15 protein-coding genes and 2 pseudogenes are annotated in these 19,096 nt (G+C 33.5%); 11 read left to right on the top strand and 6 right to left on the bottom strand.

What is annotated here, in order from left to right; genetic code table 11:
• Positions 1 to 287: 287 nt before the first annotated feature.
• Together ABWU56_RS04495 and argS are read left to right on the top strand one after the other, a co-directional pair.
• Positions 288 to 1,568, top strand: coding sequence for a hypothetical protein (locus ABWU56_RS04495; RefSeq protein WP_353281133.1), 1,281 nt, complete (start codon positions 288 to 290; stop codon positions 1,566 to 1,568).
• 228 nt (positions 1,569 to 1,796) lie between these two features.
• On the top strand, positions 1,797 to 3,497 hold the full coding sequence (gene argS / locus ABWU56_RS04490) for an arginine--tRNA ligase (RefSeq protein WP_265025085.1): 1,701 nt from the start codon (positions 1,797 to 1,799) through the stop codon (positions 3,495 to 3,497).
• Positions 3,498 to 3,512: 15 nt separating this feature from the next.
• Here the strand turns inward: argS and ccmA are convergent, their stop codons facing one another.
• Both ccmA and ABWU56_RS04480 read right to left on the bottom strand, forming a co-directional pair.
• Positions 3,513 to 4,136, bottom strand: a complete 624-nt coding sequence (gene ccmA / locus ABWU56_RS04485; RefSeq protein ID WP_353281132.1) for a heme ABC exporter ATP-binding protein CcmA — start codon at positions 4,134 to 4,136, stop codon at positions 3,513 to 3,515.
• A 3-nt stretch (positions 4,137 to 4,139) separates the two neighbouring features.
• Positions 4,140 to 4,571 carry a hypothetical protein gene (locus tag ABWU56_RS04480; protein WP_353281131.1) on the bottom strand — a complete coding sequence of 144 codons (432 nt, stop codon included), beginning with the start codon at positions 4,569 to 4,571 and terminating at the stop codon, positions 4,140 to 4,142.
• A 408-nt stretch (positions 4,572 to 4,979) separates the two neighbouring features.
• Here ABWU56_RS04480 and ABWU56_RS04475 point away from each other — a divergent pair, with 408 nt between their 5' ends.
• A complete protein-coding gene (locus tag ABWU56_RS04475) occupies positions 4,980 to 5,162 on the top strand; it encodes a hypothetical protein (protein WP_353281129.1) in 183 nt (60 codons plus the stop codon).
• Positions 5,163 to 5,214: 52 nt separating this feature from the next.
• Positions 5,215 to 5,978 (top strand): IS5 family transposase gene (locus ABWU56_RS04470; protein ID WP_353281091.1). Its coding sequence is split into 2 segments (ribosomal slippage): positions 5,215 to 5,569 and positions 5,569 to 5,978, totalling 765 coding nucleotides; the frame shifts between segments, so codons are not numbered across the junction.
• Here the strand turns inward: ABWU56_RS04470 and ABWU56_RS04465 are convergent.
• On the bottom strand, positions 5,962 to 6,276 hold the full coding sequence (locus ABWU56_RS04465; RefSeq protein WP_353281127.1) for a hypothetical protein: 315 nt from the start codon (positions 6,274 to 6,276) through the stop codon (positions 5,962 to 5,964). The genes ABWU56_RS04470 and ABWU56_RS04465 overlap by 17 nt on opposite strands.
• Positions 6,277 to 6,638: 362 nt before the next feature.
• Here ABWU56_RS04465 and ABWU56_RS04460 point away from each other — a divergent pair, with 362 nt between their 5' ends.
• Positions 6,639 to 8,312 carry a recombinase family protein gene (locus ABWU56_RS04460; RefSeq protein ID WP_353281126.1) on the top strand — a complete coding sequence of 558 codons (1,674 nt, stop codon included), beginning with the start codon at positions 6,639 to 6,641 and terminating at the stop codon, positions 8,310 to 8,312.
• Positions 8,313 to 8,373: 61 nt separating this feature from the next.
• On the opposite strand, the gene ABWU56_RS04455 is transcribed toward ABWU56_RS04460, so the two are convergent.
• Positions 8,374 to 8,595, bottom strand: coding sequence for a hypothetical protein (locus tag ABWU56_RS04455; RefSeq protein WP_353281125.1), 222 nt, complete (start codon positions 8,593 to 8,595; stop codon positions 8,374 to 8,376).
• 154 nt (positions 8,596 to 8,749) lie between these two features.
• Here ABWU56_RS04455 and ligA point away from each other — a divergent pair, with 154 nt between their 5' ends.
• Both ligA and ABWU56_RS04445 read left to right on the top strand, forming a co-directional pair.
• A complete protein-coding gene (gene ligA / locus ABWU56_RS04450) occupies positions 8,750 to 10,705 on the top strand; it encodes an NAD-dependent DNA ligase LigA (RefSeq protein WP_265041583.1) in 1,956 nt (651 codons plus the stop codon).
• Between the two features lie 166 nt (positions 10,706 to 10,871).
• Positions 10,872 to 12,200, top strand: coding sequence for an IS4-like element ISWosp7 family transposase (locus ABWU56_RS04445; protein ID WP_353281094.1), 1,329 nt, complete (start codon positions 10,872 to 10,874; stop codon positions 12,198 to 12,200).
• A 242-nt stretch (positions 12,201 to 12,442) separates the two neighbouring features.
• Here the strand turns inward: ABWU56_RS04445 and ABWU56_RS04440 are convergent.
• Positions 12,443 to 13,771, bottom strand: a pseudogene (locus ABWU56_RS04440) (IS4 family transposase).
• 131 nt (positions 13,772 to 13,902) lie between these two features.
• Positions 13,903 to 14,280 (bottom strand): TraR/DksA family transcriptional regulator, encoded by a 378-nt coding sequence (locus tag ABWU56_RS04435; RefSeq protein ID WP_007302671.1) that lies wholly within the window; start codon positions 14,278 to 14,280, stop codon positions 13,903 to 13,905.
• A gap of 108 nt (positions 14,281 to 14,388) precedes the next feature.
• Between ABWU56_RS04435 and ABWU56_RS04430 the strand changes: the two genes are divergently transcribed.
• The 4 genes and pseudogenes from ABWU56_RS04430 to ABWU56_RS04415 all read left to right on the top strand — a co-directional run bounded on the left by ABWU56_RS04430 (position 14,389) and on the right by ABWU56_RS04415 (position 18,507).
• Positions 14,389 to 15,036 carry a heme exporter protein CcmB gene (locus ABWU56_RS04430; protein ID WP_007302672.1) on the top strand — a complete coding sequence of 216 codons (648 nt, stop codon included), beginning with the start codon at positions 14,389 to 14,391 and terminating at the stop codon, positions 15,034 to 15,036.
• Positions 15,037 to 15,114: 78 nt separating this feature from the next.
• Positions 15,115 to 15,710, top strand: a pseudogene (locus ABWU56_RS04425) (transposase); the annotation flags it as partial.
• Between the two features lie 115 nt (positions 15,711 to 15,825).
• Positions 15,826 to 16,785, top strand: a complete 960-nt coding sequence (locus tag ABWU56_RS04420; protein ID WP_341815149.1) for an IS5 family transposase — start codon at positions 15,826 to 15,828, stop codon at positions 16,783 to 16,785.
• Positions 16,786 to 16,893: 108 nt separating this feature from the next.
• Positions 16,894 to 18,507 (top strand): ankyrin repeat domain-containing protein, encoded by a 1,614-nt coding sequence (locus ABWU56_RS04415; RefSeq protein ID WP_353281123.1) that lies wholly within the window; start codon positions 16,894 to 16,896, stop codon positions 18,505 to 18,507.
• The last annotated feature ends 589 nt before the right edge of the window (positions 18,508 to 19,096 follow it).

Below are 19,096 nucleotides of genomic sequence, written 5' to 3'. Positions count from 1 at the left end.
TATGCGTTAAAAGTACCAGCATTCTCGCATATGCAGTCTCATATGCTTGCACATGCACCTAATTTACACCATGGCCAATTTGATTTATATCATAATCATTTTGGTTTGCATAATAATTATCATGATACATTCTACAATTATCATGATGGATTTGGTTTTCTCTATTAGAGAATTATTGACTCATGTTCCAATAAGCTTACTTAAAGATATGGCAGACTGTCCAGTTTATAATAAGTTTTTTTATTTGATTTTATTTAATTTTAACATAACCATTTCAGGAGGTTTATATGTCTCATAACTCACATATCAACATATTATCTAATAACGATATTAAAAGTGGCAACAATACTGATAAAAAGAAATTTACATTACATGTAGATCAGTCCTTCTTAGATAAGACCACCAATATAATCAACGAAGAAGGACGTATAGTTGAAGAAGAAAAAACTACAGGTGATGAAGAGAAACCTACAGGTGATGGAGAAAAAACTAAAGGTGATGAGGTTAAGTCTATAGTGGATGAGGTTAAAAAACTGATAGAGGAAATAAGAGTTGTAGTGGACGAAGTTAAACCTAAGGTTGATGAAGAGAAACCTACAGGTGATGGAGAAAAAACTAAAGGTGATGAGGTTAAGTCTATAGTGGATGAGGTTAAAAAACTGATAGAGGAAATAAGAGTTGTAGTGGACGAAGTTAAACCTAAGGTTGATGACACGATAGATAAGGAAAAGCTTACGGTGGATAAGGTTAGGGAACTTATCGAAGATAGGATTAAATCTGTAATAGATGAGAAAAAACCTACTGTAGATGAAGAAAAGTCTATCATGAATGAGATCAAAGAACTTATAGTAGATGGAATAAAGCTTATAATGGATGAAGTTAAACCTAAGGTTGATGACAAAGTAGGTAAAGACAAATCTATAGAAAGTGAGTGGAAACCTATAATGGATGAAATTAAACTCATAATAGATAAGGTTATACCTACGTTAGATGAGAAAAAACCTACGGTGGAAGAAGAAAAGCTTACGGTGGATAAGGTTATGAAACTCATCAAAGATGAGGTTACTACTATAAATGAGAAAAAACACACAGAAAATGAGGTTAAATCTGCAATAGACGGAATGAAACAATCTATAATAGATGGAATTAAATCTGTAATAGATGAGAAAAAACCTACGGTGCAAGAAGAAAAGCTTACGATGGATAAGGTTATGAAACTTATCAAAGATGAGGTTACTACTATAAATGAGAAAAAACACACAGAAAATGAGGTTAAATCTGCAATAGATGGAATGAAACAATCTATAATAGATGGAATTAAATCTGTAATAGATGAGAAAAAACCTACAGTAAATGAGGTTAAACCTGTAATATGTGAGTTTAAGCCTATAATTGATAATTACCCGCATTACAAACATCATCATGATCAGTATTTCAATAGTTATCATGGCAGTCCTTGTCATAGTGGTTACGATGCAGGATGGAATCACTGTGGTTCTGGCCACAAGGTAATGTTCAATGCATTACCTGATACAGGATATTTAGGATATTCTGACTATTTGTACTAATTAGCTTCCCTAGTCGTACAGCCGTACTATCAGCAAGTAGTGTAAATTATTTACCATGGATAGAGATGCATAACATGCATCTCTATCCACTGATTGCTTCTTAATAATTCTTTGAACGTTCCCTTTGAATGCACACTTCAAGTAAGTATAAACAGCCGATGTAAGATAACCCTTCAACTTCCCCCACTTATTCGCTATACTGCTACAGGTTTTGTAGCTTTTTAGTTAATGAACATTTTTAAGCGTATTTTCTCTCTGATTTTCAGTAAATTAAATGAATTGAAACGAAGAGGTATCATAAATATAAGTGCAGAAAATTTTATTGTGGAACCTCCAAGCAATAGAGCACATGGTGATATCTATACAAATGTTGCTATGGTGCTTGCAAAACATGAAAAGAAGAATCCTATTGAAATCGCAGAGGTTTTAGCTAAAGAGTTTGAACTTTTTGATGAAGTTGCAAAAGTGGAAATAGCAGGTCCTGGGTTCATCAATATGCACTTGAAAATGGAAGTATGGCATGGGATTTTAAAACAAATAAATGAGCTAAAAACAGAGTTTGGCACTCTAAATATTGGAAATAACCAAGCTGTCAATGTTGAATTTGTATCTGCAAATCCAACAGGTCCTCTGCATATTGGTCATGCAAGAGGGGCAGTGTTTGGTGATGTTCTGGCAAATTTACTAAAGAAAGTTGGCTATAATGTTACTAAGGAGTACTATATCAATGACGCTGGAGCGCAGATAGATACGCTAATTCGGTCAGTATATTTGCGGTATAAGGAAGCTCTGGGAGAAAAAATCAGCATCGAAAAAGGTTTATACCCAGGTGAATATTTAAAACTGATAGGGAATGGGCTGGCCAAAAAATATGGCAAGGAGCTTAGAGAAGAGGAAGATAATCGAGTAATTAGAGAATATACTTTAAGTTCCATTTTAGAGATAATAAAGGAAGACATGAACTTACTTGGAGTAAGTCATGATGTCTTTACTTCAGAGTATGAGCTACGTGGCAAAATCGAAGAGAGTATAAAGATATTATCTGACAAGGGTCTAGTGTATGAAGGGTACCTGGAGAAACCAAAAGGCAAAGAAAGTGAAAATTGGACTTCCAGAAAAGAAATGTTATTTCGCTCTACAAAATTTGGCGATGATGTTGACCGCGCATTGAAGAAAGAGGACGGCAGTTGGACTTATTTTGCCTCAGATATTGCTTACCATTTTGATAAGATATCACGTGGTTTTAACAATATGATCGTAGAGCTTGGTAGTGACCACGGTGGTTATGTCAAAAGGCTAAAAGCAGTCGTCTCTGCGCTCAGTGATGATCAAGCAAAAATAGAGGTAAAACTGCATAATATTGTGAATTTTTTCGAGAATGAAAAACCTGTTAAGATGTCCAAAAGATCAGGAAACTTCCTAACAGCAAGAGATGTAGTGGAGGAAGTTGGCAGGGATATAACTCGTTTTATAATGTTAACACGCAAGAATGATATGGTCTTGGACTTTGATTTTGTTAAAGTAAAAGAACAATCAAGAGACAACCCTATTTTTTACGTGCAATATGCCCATGCTCGTGCTCACTCATTAATGCGTAATGCTCCAAAAGAGCTTCCAACAGCAGATCCTTCACTTTTAAAGACTGATGGGGAGCTCTTCCTCATAAAAACCTTAGCAAAGTGGCCAGATGTGGTAGAAATATCTGCAAGGCTTTGTGAGCCACATAGAATTACTTTCTACTTACTTGAAGTTGCAGAAGCGTTTCACGTTTTATGGGGGTATGGCAAAAGTGATTTAAACATGCGGTTCATACTAGAAGATAACTTGAACCTCACCGCTGCAAGAATGTTTCTTGTACAAGCCTTAGCGCACGTAATCGCTTCTGGGCTTTCTATTTTTAATATAGAGCCTTTGAAAGAGATGTGTTAATTTTAAGGCCAAAAATTATACAAGAGGTCTGTTAAAATCACGTATATCGATTGTCTTGAAGTCACACAGTTGTTCTGTAGAGCTATGTCCTGTAATAATTACTATACCGTTTTGCTCAGAGCGTATTGAGATTAGATTTAATATTAATTCACACGTTGCACTGTCGAGATTACAAAATGGTTCGTCTATCAGCCAAACGTTTGCATTAGAAATTAAGAGGCGAGCAAGCGCAACTCTTCTTTTCCAGCCTGCAGAAAGTTCACCATATCTAATGTTAAATACAGGTTGCAACTCTAAACAATAAGCAGCTGCCATAACTGATTCTCTAGTGTTCCGTATTCTTGCCCAGAATTCTATGTTTTCACCAATTGTTAAACTATCTTTACAGGCGTTTTTATGTCCTACGTAAACCATGGAAGATATAAAGGATTTTGGATCATCATATATGTCTTTTCCGCAGTATCTTATATTGCCTGATACTGGTGGTAAGAGTCCAGATAAACTTCTGATTAAGCTGGTTTTGCCGCTACCATTTGGACCAGTGATTAAGATTTTTGATTTTGGCTCAGCTTTAAAATTGAGGTTTTTAAATAATACTTTGTTATTACGAGCACAGGATAGATTTTTACATTCAAGCATGGATTATCTGCCTTTTCCTTTATATTTACCCTTAGTTGAAGACTGAGCTTTTATAAATAGCTCCCAAAATCCTTTCTTATCACCTTCTCTGTTTATCAATTGTGCAAAATGTTTCATTAAACTATTACCCATCATAACCATCTTTGTCCATTTACCTAACGGTTTTGCTATATCAACTATTTCTAGATCTTCTTTGTAAACTTGCATATTCTTTTGTTTCTCCCTTAGCATTTCCTGTTGTTTCATCAACTCTTTTTGCTTATTTTTTTGATACAATTCATTAAATCTTCTATTTTCTTCCCACTCTTCTTTGAGAACTTTTAGAGGAAATATAATTTTTCTAATATGATTTTTGTATATTTTTCTCAAAAAGAGAAATACTGCAACTATAGTAAGTAATATCGTGCTATATGTAATGATTTGTCCGAACGGCATTTTTATACTCAGCTTATTGGCAAGCGGTATTTACAATTATACCATAACTATAGAAATTTTACAATTTTTTTCTGGATAAAGATAGTAGACTAAAAATTTCTAAAGGACAAAAGCAACGTATTTACGTACAGGCTATCAACTACTACACTCAAAACTGACAAGTGTTAATCATTGGAGAGTAGAGGAATCACGGCTCTCTAATGAATAAAGATGGACTGTGTCAAGCTGGTGAGTAAGGTGGAAATTGAAAGAAAATCTAATTGTTGGTTATCATGCTAGATCTACTTGGCTTATAATAATTTCTGAGTTAACCTTAGATTTCCTGAGCTGTGGTTTCTTTTACCCATGTTGAATTCCTAGCTTTTATACTCTAATTTAATTCCAGTTTTGACTGTATAGGATGTCACAATGTCAAACAATATCTATAGCGATCAAGTTAATAATAGTAATTTATATGCCAACAAACTTTTTTATGGTGAAGAGGGTGAGCAAGTCGAAAATCTAGGAGATCAGGTTGCGGGAAAAGAGGATGATAAATTAGAAGAAGATTTACTTCGTGACTGTAGAGATGAAACTAAGAACCTGTCTTGAAAGGTAATGAAGAAAAGAGTATGATGAGGTAAGCAAAAAATAGGAGGGTAAGTTGTATCCAAGTGATATAAGTGACAAGGAATGGGAAATTTTAGAGCCCTATGTTGCACAAGGAGCGATAGGACGACCAAGAAAACATAACATAAGAACAATTATTAATGCAATAAGGTACATAATGAGGGGTGGTTGCCAGTGGAGAATGCTACCAAAAGATTTTCCTCCATGGAAAACGGTGTATGACTATTTTCTCAGGTGGCGTAATAATGGAAAATTGAAAAAAATACATGACATGCTAGTAAAAGAGGTAAGAAAAATGGTTGGCAAAAATGAAACACCTTCAGTAGGTATAATTGACAGTCAATCAGTGAAAACGACTCAAAAAGGGGATCAAGAGGATATGATGCCGGTAAAAAAATAAAGGGTAGAAAACGTCATATTATTGTAGATACACTAGGTCTTGTAATTACTGCAGAAGTACACAGCGCAAGCATTCAGGACCGTGATGGTGCTACCAATCTTTTTGTTCAAGCTAAATGCAAAGCTCCAACATTACGTAGGTTTTTTGCTGATCAAGGGTATAAAGGTAAATTACAAAATCGATGTTTGTTGGAAACTGGATGTTTGCTAACGATTACCAAGAAATTGGTTGATACAGGATTTCAAGTTATTCCTAAACGTTGGATTGTAGAACGAACCTTTGCCTGGCTTTCCAATTTTAGACGCATGAGCAAGGATTACGAACATTCTCCTCTTACTTCAAAAAACAATATCTTATTTAATATGATTACTTCTATGCTTACTAAATTAGCCAATTAACTCCTTTCAAGACAGGTTCTAAGAGATCAGATTTTACTTTTGTAAGTTCACATTTAATCTGATCTATTTTCCCATTCAAATTTTTATGTGCATCTTCGACTAATTTATTCATTTCATCTTCTAAAAGTGTACTTACTTCTTTACTTTGTGTAGTGACAAGATCATTTATTTTGCTTGTAATTTCAGGTTTTATAAGGCTTTCAATTTTTTCTTCAGTATATTTTTTTACTTCTTCTTCTACCTGAGTTTTTATTTCTGGCTTTAGCAAATCTGCAACTTCTGGTCCTACTTTTTTCACTGCTTTTTCAGCTGCATTTTTTGCTGCTTTTTCAGAATTTGCTTCTACTGACTTTACTGTCTTTACACTACCGACAATGTTGCAAAAAACATAAAAATAAAACTAGAGAAAACCATTTCTCGAAAACTTCTGTGTCCAGAACCAAGAGTCCGATTTACTTATAGCGCTAATAATCAATTAACCATCGGCTTTAAGGAATGATATGAACATATTATTTCAAGGAAAAGTCATGAGAAACAAGAGATTAGCTATCCAAATTAGCTGTAGCTATGAACCTAATCGGTTAGCAGAACAATGCTTATCAGATGCTTATGAAAAGGTAGTGTCAAAGGAAATAAGTCAAAAAAACTTAAAACATAAAAATGGGATTCAAGGAGGGTCAAATGGTAACAGTATGTTTATATGCGAGAGTTTCTTCGGGGAAACAAGTAGAAGGAAATACGATAGAAAGTCAAATTGCAGCTTTAGAGAAGCAAATTAATCTGGACGGATACAGATTGTTAAGTGAGTATAAATTTATTGATAACGGCTACAGTGGATCTCATTTAGTCCGCCCTGATTTAGAAAAATTACGTGATAAAGTAACAGAAGGTAAAATTGATAAGATTTACATTCATTCTCCTGATCGTTTATCTAGAAAATATGCATATCAAATGGTGCTGATTGAAGAATTTGAAAAAGCAGGAGCAAAAGTGGTTTTTTTAAATTATGAGATTAACGGTAACCCAGAATCTCAATTACTGTTACAAATGCAAGGTATGATAGCAGAATATGAACGTGCGAAAATTATGGAACGAAGTCGTCGTGGTAAAATCTATGCAGCTAACAAAGGCTATGTAAATGTAATGGGAGGAGCTCCTTATGGTTATCGTTATATAGATAAGCATATGGGAGGAGGACAAGCTTTATTTGAGATTAACGAAAAAGAAGCTGATGTCGTTCGTAAAGTATTTTTGTGGATAGGCAGAGAAAGAACAAGTATTGGGGAAGTATGTCGTCGGCTAAATACTATGTCCATTAAGACACAAAAAGGAAAAGAACGCTGGAATAAAGGTACAATTTGGAGTATGTTGAAAAACCCTGCTTACAAAGGACAAGCAGCTTTTGGTAGAAGAAGGTTAGGAGTAAGATTAAAGCAAGTAAGACCACAGAAAGGCTCTTGTGAGCAGCCAAAAAGTAACCACTCTGTCTATCCTGTTGAAAAAGCAAATTGGATTTATATTAAAGTGCCAAATATAGTAGATGAAGATATATTTGATATTGTTCAAGAACAATTAGCTGAAAATAGAAAAGTAGCAAGGACAAGAAAAAGAGGAGCAAAGTACTTACTACAAGGTTTAGTCATATGTAAGCGTTGTAATTACGGATGTTACGGAACTTGCATGAGAAGTAGACGAGAAGAAGAAGGTGGTCATTATGCATATTACCGTTGTAGTGGTAAAGATTCTTACCGTTTTGGTGGTAATAAGATTTGTGACAATAAACCCATTCGCTCAGATGCATTAGAAACAGCTGTGTGGGAAGAGGTTAAGCAGTTATTGAAAAATCCAAACAGGATTTTAGAAGAATACAAGCGTAGGCTTTCAGAACTAAAAAAATCATCATTGGATCAAAAAAGTGACCTGCTAGAGAAACAAGAAAATAAATTAAAACGTGGTATTGCTAGACTTATCGATAGTTATGCTCAAGAATATATCAATCAAGAGGAATTTGAACCACGAATTAAAGCAATGAAACAAAGCTTAAAAACAATTAAAGAAGAGAAGAAAAAGATATTTTATCAAAAGGAATTAGAACAGGAGGTAACTCTGGTTGTGGCCAATTTAGAAGACTTTTCTTCCAATATTACGTTAAACCTTGATAACGCAGACTGGTTAACTAAACGTGATATTATCAGAACATTGGTCAAGAGAATTGAAATTAACCTTGAGGACGTAAATGTGGTATTTCGCGTAAAAGAGCTACCGAACTCTTCTGGACATAATGGAAAGGAAAATAAAAATTTGCAACATTGTCGTAGGTGTATTATCAATTGAAGTCGATATTTTTTTTTCTATTTGATTAGCTTTTTCGGTAGCTATTTTGTTAGCTTTCTCTTCAGCTAAAGTTAGCATTTTTCCTTCTATTTTTTTTTACTTCATCTTGAGCTGCTTTTCTAGCTTCTAGTTTTAAATCGTTACCCATTTGAGATATTACTTGATTCGCAGCTTCTTTTGCTGTTTTGCTTATACCAAGAATTTTATCAAACATTCCTGCACGATACACTTGAGAGCCGAAGTTTGATTCGTCAGCTAAATTTTTGTAATTGTATTCTTTCATAATGTACTCCTTAATTTAAAAACTATACTAACATTAATATACAAGTACAAAAATTATATTAACATTAGTATTGCTTTTCAGGGCAGTAGTATAAATTTATAGTACCTTTTGAAAAAATTCATGACTTGACGGCAAAGAGCATTATATTGGTATCATGACTGACTTGGAAAAGATGAGAGAAAAACTGCAAAATCAAATTAATTATCATAATATCTTATATTATCAAAAAAGTAAGCCAGAGATAAGTGATGCTGAATATGATGAACTGAAAAAAAAGTTAGCTGCAATAGAGCCAGAAGCTTATGCAACACAAGATAGTGTTGGTGCTCCGCCTGATGAGAGATTTTCTAAGGTGGAACATCAAGAACCTATGCTTTCTCTTGAGAATGCTTATGATGAACAAGGTGTAGAAAAATTTTTGTCTAAAATAAAGAGATTTTTAATTGCAGATGAAATAGAGATATTATGTGAGCCAAAAATTGATGGATTGTCATTTTCTGCAATTTATGAAGATGGGAAATTTGTTAAAGCTGCAACTCGAGGTGACGGTTTTGTAGGAGAGGATGTAACTCACAATGTTGCAACAATAAAAGGCTTTCCTAAGTTTTTACAAGATGTGCAAGGAAGACTAGAAGTAAGGGGTGAAATATATATCAGTAACAGCGACTTTTTAAAGTTAAATGAAAATAATGAATTCGCTAATCCTCGAAATGCAGCTGCTGGTTCTTTAAAGCAATTGAATGCGAACATTACAGCAAAAAGGCCTCTTAGATATTTTTCTTATTCTTTAATTGGTGGAATAGAGAAAAGTCAAAGTGAAGTACTAGAAAAACTTGAGAAACTTGGTTTTTGCGTAAATGAGCATCGTTCCTTAACAAGTAGTTTGAATGGAATGCTAAAGTTCTATAACGAGATCTATGATTATCGTTATAACTTGGATTATGATATCGATGGGATAGTCTATAAAGTGAATGATTTGGTGCTACAAAGTCGTCTGGGAAGTACACACAAAGCGCCACGCTCAGCGCTTGCATATAAATTTTCTGCGGTTTATGCAAAGACAAAGTTAAATAAAATATTTATACAGGTGGGTAGAACGGGGGTTTTAACTCCAGTTGCAGATTTGGTACCAGTCAATATTGGCGGAGTGCTAGTTAGCAGAGCAAGTCTACATAACCAAGATGAGATAAAACGTAAAGACATAAGAGAAGGAGATGTTGTAACAATTAAAAGAGCTGGAGATGTAATTCCTCAAATTGTCAAAGTAGATGAAGGTTCTCGTCATGCAAATATGCCTGAATTTGTGTTTCCTGACATATGTCCTGAATGTGGTAGTAAAGTGCAGATTGAAGGAGTTGCAGTAAGATGTCCTAAAGAATTTAATTGCAAGGCTCAAATAGTAGAAAAACTAAAACATTTTGTGTCAAAAGATGCATTTGACATTGTTGGCCTTGGTGAAAAACAAATAAAGTTTTTTTATGATCTGGAACTAATAAGACAAATTCCAGACATTTTTATTTTAGAGGAAAGATTAAAAGAGTTTTCCTTAAAAGAGCATCATGGTTGGGGCGAGAAGTCAATAGCTAATCTATTAAGTGCTATACAAAGCAGAAGAGTAATCTCTCTAGATAGGTTCATATTTTCTTTGGGTATCAGATTTATCGGCCAAGTTGCAGCAGAATTGCTCGCAAATTATTATGTATCTTATGATAACTGGTATAATTCGATGTCATCAAATGATGTTGAGTTGGTAGGTATAGATGGTATAGGAGAAAAAGTAGCTGAATCTTTAAAATCGTTTTTTTCTCAGGAACGTAACATTAAAATGTTAAATGATCTTACTGCATATCTGCAAATTCTTCCCGTGAGCTCCAACTCTAGCGATTCTTTTTTGAATAACAAAATTATAGTGTTTACTGGTAAGCTACGTGCTATGAGCAGAGGGGAGGCAAAAGTAAGAGCTAAAGTTTTAGGGGCAAAGATCAGTTCAAGCCTTTCTACTAAAACTGACTATTTAATTGCAGGAGAAGATCCAGGTTCAAAATATAAAAAAGCAATGGAATTGGGTGTGGAAATTTTAGATGAAGAACAGTGGAACAAATTGTGCTAAACACAACTTAATCTGACGGGAATGAATTAACTGATAGAAGAATGGGAGTGTTAAATAAACCATACGCGTCAAGTTAAGGAACTGTGGTAATAAACTTAGTGTAAGGAAGAGAAAAAAAAGATATAAGTTCTCTTAAATCTAACAAAGAAAACGGAGAACTTATACAATGAAAAGAATAGTTTGCATCTCAAAAAAGCTCAAAGAATTTTTTAATGAAAAAGCAGATAAAATCTCAGCTACAACAGGGTTCATAAAAAGAAAGAGGAAGCTAAAAGGCTCGTCGTTCATAAAAGCCATCGTTTTGGGTAATATAGGGGTTGATAATTGTAGTATAGAGACAGTGTGTCAATTATTGAATGAAGACTCGATAAATATAACAAAACAAGGTCTGGACTTTAGATTTACCAAGGAAGCAGTGGAATTTATGAAAAGAATGTATAATGAATCTTTAACGTTACTTAAAAATACCTTACAAGTTGATTGCAGAATCTTGAAGCACTTTGGAGGTGTTAAATTATTAGACAGCAGCTACATTAGCTTACCTAACAGTATGGAAGAAATGTATAAAGGTTATGGTACCAGCTACAGTGGTTATGAAAGCAATACTAAGTCTGGAATAAAGTTACAATTAGTTTTTGACTACCTAAACCAGACATTAGACCAGCTTAATATAACTGAGGGAATAAGGTCAGATCAGGGTTATAGAAGCCATTTAAGCAATATATCGAACAACGATTTACTAATATCTGATTTGGGTTATTTTGTGCCAAGTTCTTTTAAACAAATCAATGAAATAGGAGCTTATTTCATAAGTCGTTATAAATCCGATACTAACATATATGATATAGAGACAGGTCAAAAAATAGATTTACTAGAACATTTGGGAGATCGATCTTTTCTAGAACAGGAGGTATTGTTAGGAAAAGAGACAAGGGTTAAAGTAAGAATTATATTTAAAAAACTAACTGAAGAACAAGCTATGGCTAGAAGAAGAAAGGCTAATAGGTTAGCAAGATCACATGGATACACATCTTCTCAAAGGAACCAAAAGTTACTAAATTGGTCGATATTTATAACTAATGTTCCAAAAAGTAAGATTAATGCTGAGCAAATACTAGTAGTTTACCGAATAAGATGGCAAATTGAATTATTGTTCAAATTATATAAGAGTAATATAAGGCTTGATAAGCTGAGAGGAAAGCCATACAGAGTATTATGTGAGCTATATGCCAAATTGTGTGCAATTCTTATATTTCATGGAATAGTGGGTTGCACAGAACTGAAAAAAAATACGGAGCTTAGCTTAACAAAGGCATTTATTGAGCTAAAAAGACGGGTTAGAGAGTTATTTTTAGCACTAAATAATAAAATTAAAGGCTTAAATATTTTTCTCAAAAAGCTTACCATAACTTGGTCGCAGTTTTCATTAAAAGACAAGTACAGAAAAACTAGAGTATCCACCTTAACTTCTCTAAATTTGCTCACAATCTCTTAACTTGACGCGTATGGTTTATTTAACCATACGCGTCAAGTTAAGGAAATACTGTCAAATATAGCAACATTTAAAGAGGGTATTTTATTTGTTACATTTATTTTTTAGGAAATTCTTGCCTAAAATAATGTAAATTATTAACTTAACTACTTAATATATAAAATAGTTTTTTGCCATTTTCTTCCCTCATTATGTCACTTTTCCTTAACTTGACGCGTATGGTTAAATAAACCATACGCGTCAAGTTAAGAGATTGTGAGCAAATTTAGAGAAGTTAAGGTGGATACTCTAGTTTTTCTGTACTTGTCTTTTAATGAAAACTGCGACCAAGTTATGGTAAGCTTTTTGAGAAAAATATTTAAGCCTTTAATTTTATTATTTAGTGCTAAAAATAACTCTCTAACCCGTCTTTTTAGCTCAATAAATGCCTTTGTTAAGCTAAGCTCCGTATTTTTTTTCAGTTCTGTGCAACCCACTATTCCATGAAATATAAGAATTGCACACAATTTGGCATATAGCTCACATAATACTCTGTATGGCTTTCCTCTCAGCTTATCAAGCCTTATATTACTCTTATATAATTTGAACAATAATTCAATTTGCCATCTTATTCGGTAAACTACTAGTATTTGCTCAGCATTAATCTTACTTTTTGGAACATTAGTTATAAATATCGACCAATTTAGTAACTTTTGGTTCCTTTGAGAAGATGTGTATCCATGTGATCTTGCTAACCTATTAGCCTTTCTTCTTCTAGCCATAGCTTGTTCTTCAGTTAGTTTTTTAAATATAATTCTTACTTTAACCCTTGTCTCTTTTCCTCACAATACCTCCTGTTCTAGAAAAGATCGATCTCCCAAATGTTCTAGTAAATCTATTTTTTGACCTGTCTCTATATCATATATGTTAGTATCGGATTTATAACGACTTATGAAATAAGCTCCTATTTCATTGATTTGTTTAAAAGAACTTGGCACAAAATAACCCAAATCAGATATTAGTAAATCGTTGTTCGATATATTGCTTAAATGGCTTCTATAACCCTGATCTGACCTTATTCCCTCAGTTATATTAAGCTGGTCTAATGTCTGGTTTAGGTAGTCAAAAACTAATTGTAACTTTATTCCAGACTTAGTATTGCTTTCATAACCACTGTAGCTGGTACCATAACCTTTATACATTTCTTCCATACTGTTAGGTAAGCTAATGTAGCTGCTGTCTAATAATTTAACACCTCCAAAGTGCTTCAAGATTCTGCAATCAACTTGTAAGGTATTTTTAAGTAACGTTAAAGATTCATTATACATTCTTTTCATAAATTCCACTGCTTCCTTGGTAAATCTAAAGTCCAGACCTTGTTTTGTTATATTTATCGAGTCTTCATTCAATAATTGACACACTGTCTCTATACTACAATTATCAACCCCTATATTACCCAAAACGATGGCTTTTATGAACGACGAGCCTTTTAGCTTCCTCTTTCTTTTTATGAACCCTGTTGTAGCTGAGATTTTATCTGCTTTTTCATTAAAAAATTCTTTGAGCTTTTTTGAGATGCAAACTATTCTTTTCATTGTATAAGTTCTCCGTTTTCTTTGTTAGATTTAAGAGAACTTATATCTTTTTTTTCTCTTCCTTACACTAAGTTTATTACCACAGTTCCTTAACTTGACGCGTATGGTTTATTTAACACTCCCGACAAGTTCTAATCATTAATGTTATACACGTTCTTTTCTTTTTCTATTCTCTCTTGTTCTTCAATACAATACATAGCAAGCGGATTAGCTTTAAGTCTTTCGACTCCTATTTCTTCTCCCGTTCCATCGCAGTAACCATAAATGCCTAATTTTATTTTTTCCAACGCCTCCTTAATTTTTTCTTTTCTATCTTTTCGGCGCTTAATTAATTCTCCATTTTCACTATCAGAATAAATACTACTATCTTCTAGATCTTGTTTCTCCAGTTCAGAGAGTATTGATTGTAACTTTAAGCTAAAGTATTCCAGTTGTTTTACGTTCATATATTCTTCATTTTCTGAAGGAACGTAATCTTCCGGTAACTTTATTTTTATTAATTTTTCCATAGCATTATCAATAAAATATATTAAAACTTATATAACTTGTAAACACAAAAAATTATACTACCCTCAAAGTAAACACTATAATTTATAATAAACATTTAAAATCCTGGTATGATTAGTTTGGTAAAAAAATTAGTAATAAATGATAATAATCTTACTTATATAGTATGTATTTTTATTATAATGTTAAGTTTATCTTCATATACACTTGAAAACAACAGTAAACAAGAAGTCATATTAACATTAACATGGATATGTGCTACATTTGTTTTGCAGATCTCTACAAATAATTTATTTACATCTGATTATCATGATGGAATATTAGAGCAAATCTTTTTACAGCCACTCTCTTCTAGGCTGATAGTTGCTTATAAAATCTTCGCTCACTGGTTGTTATTTGGGTTACCGATTTCAGTGATTTCTTTCATGTTCAGCTTTGCAATTCTAGGCAATAATATTGAACATTCAATAGCAGTTGGAGTGTCTTTATTATTTAATACGCTGATAATCATTAATATTTCAGCTACTGGAAATGCATTGATGATTGGTCGAAATAACTTAGCATCAGGAGTGTCGCAAATTCTTGTTTTGCCAATGATAATGCCAACTTTTGTATATTTCAAATTGCTAACTCAATTTGAAAATTTATCCTTGAATATTTATACACTACTAATCACCATCTTAGTTTTTGTCATTTTAATTGTTAACAGCACTATAACTACTCACATAGCATTAAAATTTGCTGTGGAGCAGGATTGAAAAAACTTACTAGTTATAGCCCTTCTCATAATAGTCCAAAAAGAGTAAGATATGGATTGATAGTAGTGGAAGGTAAGGATGCCAGTAGCATATAGTTATAAAAAAAGCAATGGAAGCACTAGAAGAAGGAGAAAGCAGGGAAACGGTGGCAGCAAGATTTAAGATCGGAAAAACAACTTTATATGAGTGGAAGAAAAGACGTGAGAAAACGGGAGATTTTCAGTCAAAAAAGCCTGGAAGCGTCGCATAAAATTACCGACTGGAATGCATTTGCCGAATTTGCAAATGAGCAAGGTGGCAAAACTCAGTCAGAGATGCTGGGGCAATATTAGTAGACAAACAATTCATCGAGCACTTAAAAATATAGGATTCACAAGAAAAAAAAGACCTACGGATATAAAGAAAGAAATGAAGAAAAGCGAGCTCAATTTTCAAAGGTTATAGCAACAAAAGAACCTAAAGAATTAGTGTATATAGATGAGTCTGGACACTGAACCTATGGGTATTGCCAGAAAGGACAGCGGTTTTATGCCCTAAAATCTGGGAAGAAAACTCAACGAATTAGCATGGTTGCAGCCTTAAGTGGAAGAAAAATAATTGCTCCGTTAACCTTTGAAGGCCACTGCAATATGGATATCTTTAATAAATGGTTTGAGCAGTTTCTGACACCGATTGGCTTTGTTGCATAGCTAGTGTTGGTTGAGGTTATTGTAAGAAGAAAAGCTTTTTAATATATGGCTACTAACGCATTTTGTTGTAAAATAGGCATTTTTCAAACAAGTACAACTTATGCCACAAAAAATGAGAGTAAGTAACCAAAGAGAATATAACGAGTTTCTCAAAAAAAGAGGAAATGTTTTTCATTTTGTTAATCAAGCCATAGAAAATTGGTATGAAAATAGTCCAAAAGTTGCAGGTGGCAATAACACTTATAGTGATAAAGTTGTAATTTTAATACACATAATAGTTCATCTTTTTAGAATTGGCTTGAGACAAGCTGTAGGTTTTGTAAAAGGTTATATGGTACAAATAGGCAAAAAACTTAAGATTATCAGCTATACACAAGCTTCCAGAAGATTTAAAAAGCTTAATTTGAAGATTGATGACCATAGAAGCAATAAAGATGATCTGGAAAATGTTGAAATTGCCGTAGATAGCACTAGAGTTAGTATCTACAATAATAACGGTGGGCATAGTAAGCTTAATATTCGAAAAAGAAAATACAGTGGTTATGGTCAAGTAAGAAAATTACATGTTGTTTTAAACATAAATGATAAGAAAGCAATAAGCATGAACTACACTAGTGGTGTTGCTGTAGACTATTTGCCGGTCTGCGATATGTTAGAAGAAGTCAGTGATAAATATAACATTTGTTCTATTCGAGCAGATGCGGCTTATGATATAAAAAGTGTGTATAAAGAATGCAGAAAATACAATATTGTGCCTATTATTCGCCCTAGGAAGGATACTAAAATTTGTTTAGCTGACTACTTATCAGAAAGAAACAAGTATATTAGTAGAATTAGGTCATATGAGAATTATGAAGATGGTATTAATGAATGGAAGAAAAAAGTTAAGTATGGAGCACGGTCTTATATTGAAGTCTTTTTCTATAGGTTGAAGCAAATATTTGGGTTTGGCTTGAAAAATAAATCAGAGGTAAATCGTGAAAAAGAGCTGTTAATTAAGTGCTACTTATTGAACAAATTTACTGATATAGGTATGGCTGAATTTAAATTAGCTGCGTAAATTCACTGTGATTTACATGCCTATCAGTGCTATGCAACAAAGCCACCCAGATTTTATGAATTATTAATTACCTTACTATAGTAATGCAATTTTATAGAGAAGTGTTAAATGGATTATTTAATCAGAGATATAGATGCTGCTTTACTTGATGCTGCTAAAAGAGGTGATCTTAATGAAGCAAAGCGCCTAATAAGTGAAGAAGCTGATGTTAATGCATATGATGGATCTCAAGGTAATTCTCTATATTGGGCTGTTAAAAATAATCATTCTGATATAGCAAAAGTTCTATTAGATAATGGAGCAGATTTTATTGCTTATGACTCTTCTCGAGAACGCCACGTGTTAAATAAATACGAAGAAGTAAAAGCTGAGCATTGTAAGGTTTCTCTACATCTGGCTGCCAGACTTGGCGACTTGAAAGCAGTAGAAGACCTATTAAAGAAAGAAGCAAATGTTAATACAAAAAATGATAAAGGACAGACTCCTTTACATTTGGCTGTTGAAATGTGCTACCATGATATATCAAATCAAGATGAGGTAAATAATTATTGGGATTGGGATCGGCATGCTAATGCTAAAATAAAATGTGGCAATGTGAAAATAGCAGAAGCCCTATTAGGAAACAAGGAAATTAATGTTAATGCACAAGATAACAACAAAAAGACTTCTCTACATTATGCTGCTCAAAACAACAACAAAGAGATAGTAGTAGCTCTAATAAAAGCAGAAGCAGATCTTAATATAAGAGATAAAAACAGAGAGACTCCTTTGCATTTAGCTGCTCAAAACAACAACAAAGAGATAGTAGTGGCTCTAATAAAAGAAGGAGCAGATGTTAGTATAACAGGTAAAAACGAAGAGATCCCTTTAGATTTAGCTATTGACGAAGAAATAAAAGTGCCATTAATAAATGCTGCTTTACTTAAGGCTGTTCAAGAAGGTGATGTTCAGAAAGTGAGACACCTAATAAGTAAAGGAGCAGATGTTAATATATCGGATGAAACAGGAAAGACTATTTCATATTATGCCATTCAAAAGGAGAACTTTGAAATGGTAATTGCTCTAATAAAAGCAAGGGTAAATGTTAATGCAGTGGACAAAGATGGAAGGACTCCTTTACATTGGGCTGTTCACAAAGAAAACTTGGAGATAGTAAATGTTCTAATACAAGTAAGAGCAAATGTTAATGCACAAGATCTATATGAAAGGACTCCCTTACACTATGCTGCTATGAGTGGCGATATAAAAGTAGTAGAAGCCCTACTGAAAATAAAAGAAATAGATATTAATTTAGCAGATAAGGATGGAAATACTCCTTTAGATTTAGCTAGCACAGAAGAAATAAAAACTCTATTACTAAAACCCCCCAAAAAAATTGATGACAGTATAGCATCAAAAGATAATGAAGTAGGTCAAGAGGAAGATGCTGGACAAGAAGGTAATGTCCAACCAAGTTTACAAGAACAAAAGGAGATCAGTGCAAAAAAAGAAAGTGATGTAAAAATTGAAGCTGCTGATAATGGACATTCTATTGACAGCTCTTTTTTTGATAATTTGCTTAATATAATTATGAAGCCCTTTTCTTTAATTGCATCATTTTTTGGTGGGTTTTTTTCATGGTTGTTTGGGTCTGACACTGACAAATCTACATCACAAACCGATGCTAGATGCGAAGGAGAGAGTAGTAGTTGCGATTACGATGCAACGAGAATAGATGAGTAGGATAACGCAAGAGATCTCTACAAGGAAGGGTGTCATCCCAGTGTCTGGGCACTGGGATGACACCTCTGGGCACTGCCGTCATAAAGGAACCAGTGTCAGCTATTCGGATGACACCATCTTGGATGGAAATAACGTCACGCACTGGAATGACAGCAGCAGATACTGGGGACAGGAAAAGGCCACTTAAATGACAAGAAAAGGCTACTCGGATAACAAGAAGGGGAACACCGGTTTCAATACTTGCACATTAAAGTTTCTAGGTTTGAGTAGTGGAATCCGATTCAGTGTGAAAATTAGCAAACTCCTTTTTGAGCTGTAGAATAAAATTTTTTATTTTAATGAAAAAATTGCTTCCGCATACTCAAGATGCCATTATAATGATGGTAGAGATATTTAGAGAGCTCAAAATCTATCTCAGTCTGCAGACCTTTTAACCAATTTTTCAATAAAAATTCAGCCACATCTGTTGTGTGTACATTCTGAATCTTTTTTATACAGGAGGATTTTATGTCCAGAATTCCAGATATTTGACCTTTACTTTAGCTAATAACAGGCGCCTGTAGTTTTTATAATTAGTGTTAACACGGTT

The organism is Wolbachia endosymbiont (group B) of Horisme vitalbata (assembly GCF_964028625.1).
In the GTDB taxonomy this organism is placed as follows: domain Bacteria; phylum Pseudomonadota; class Alphaproteobacteria; order Rickettsiales; family Anaplasmataceae; genus Wolbachia.
This window is presented reverse-complemented; position numbering and strand designations above follow the sequence as displayed.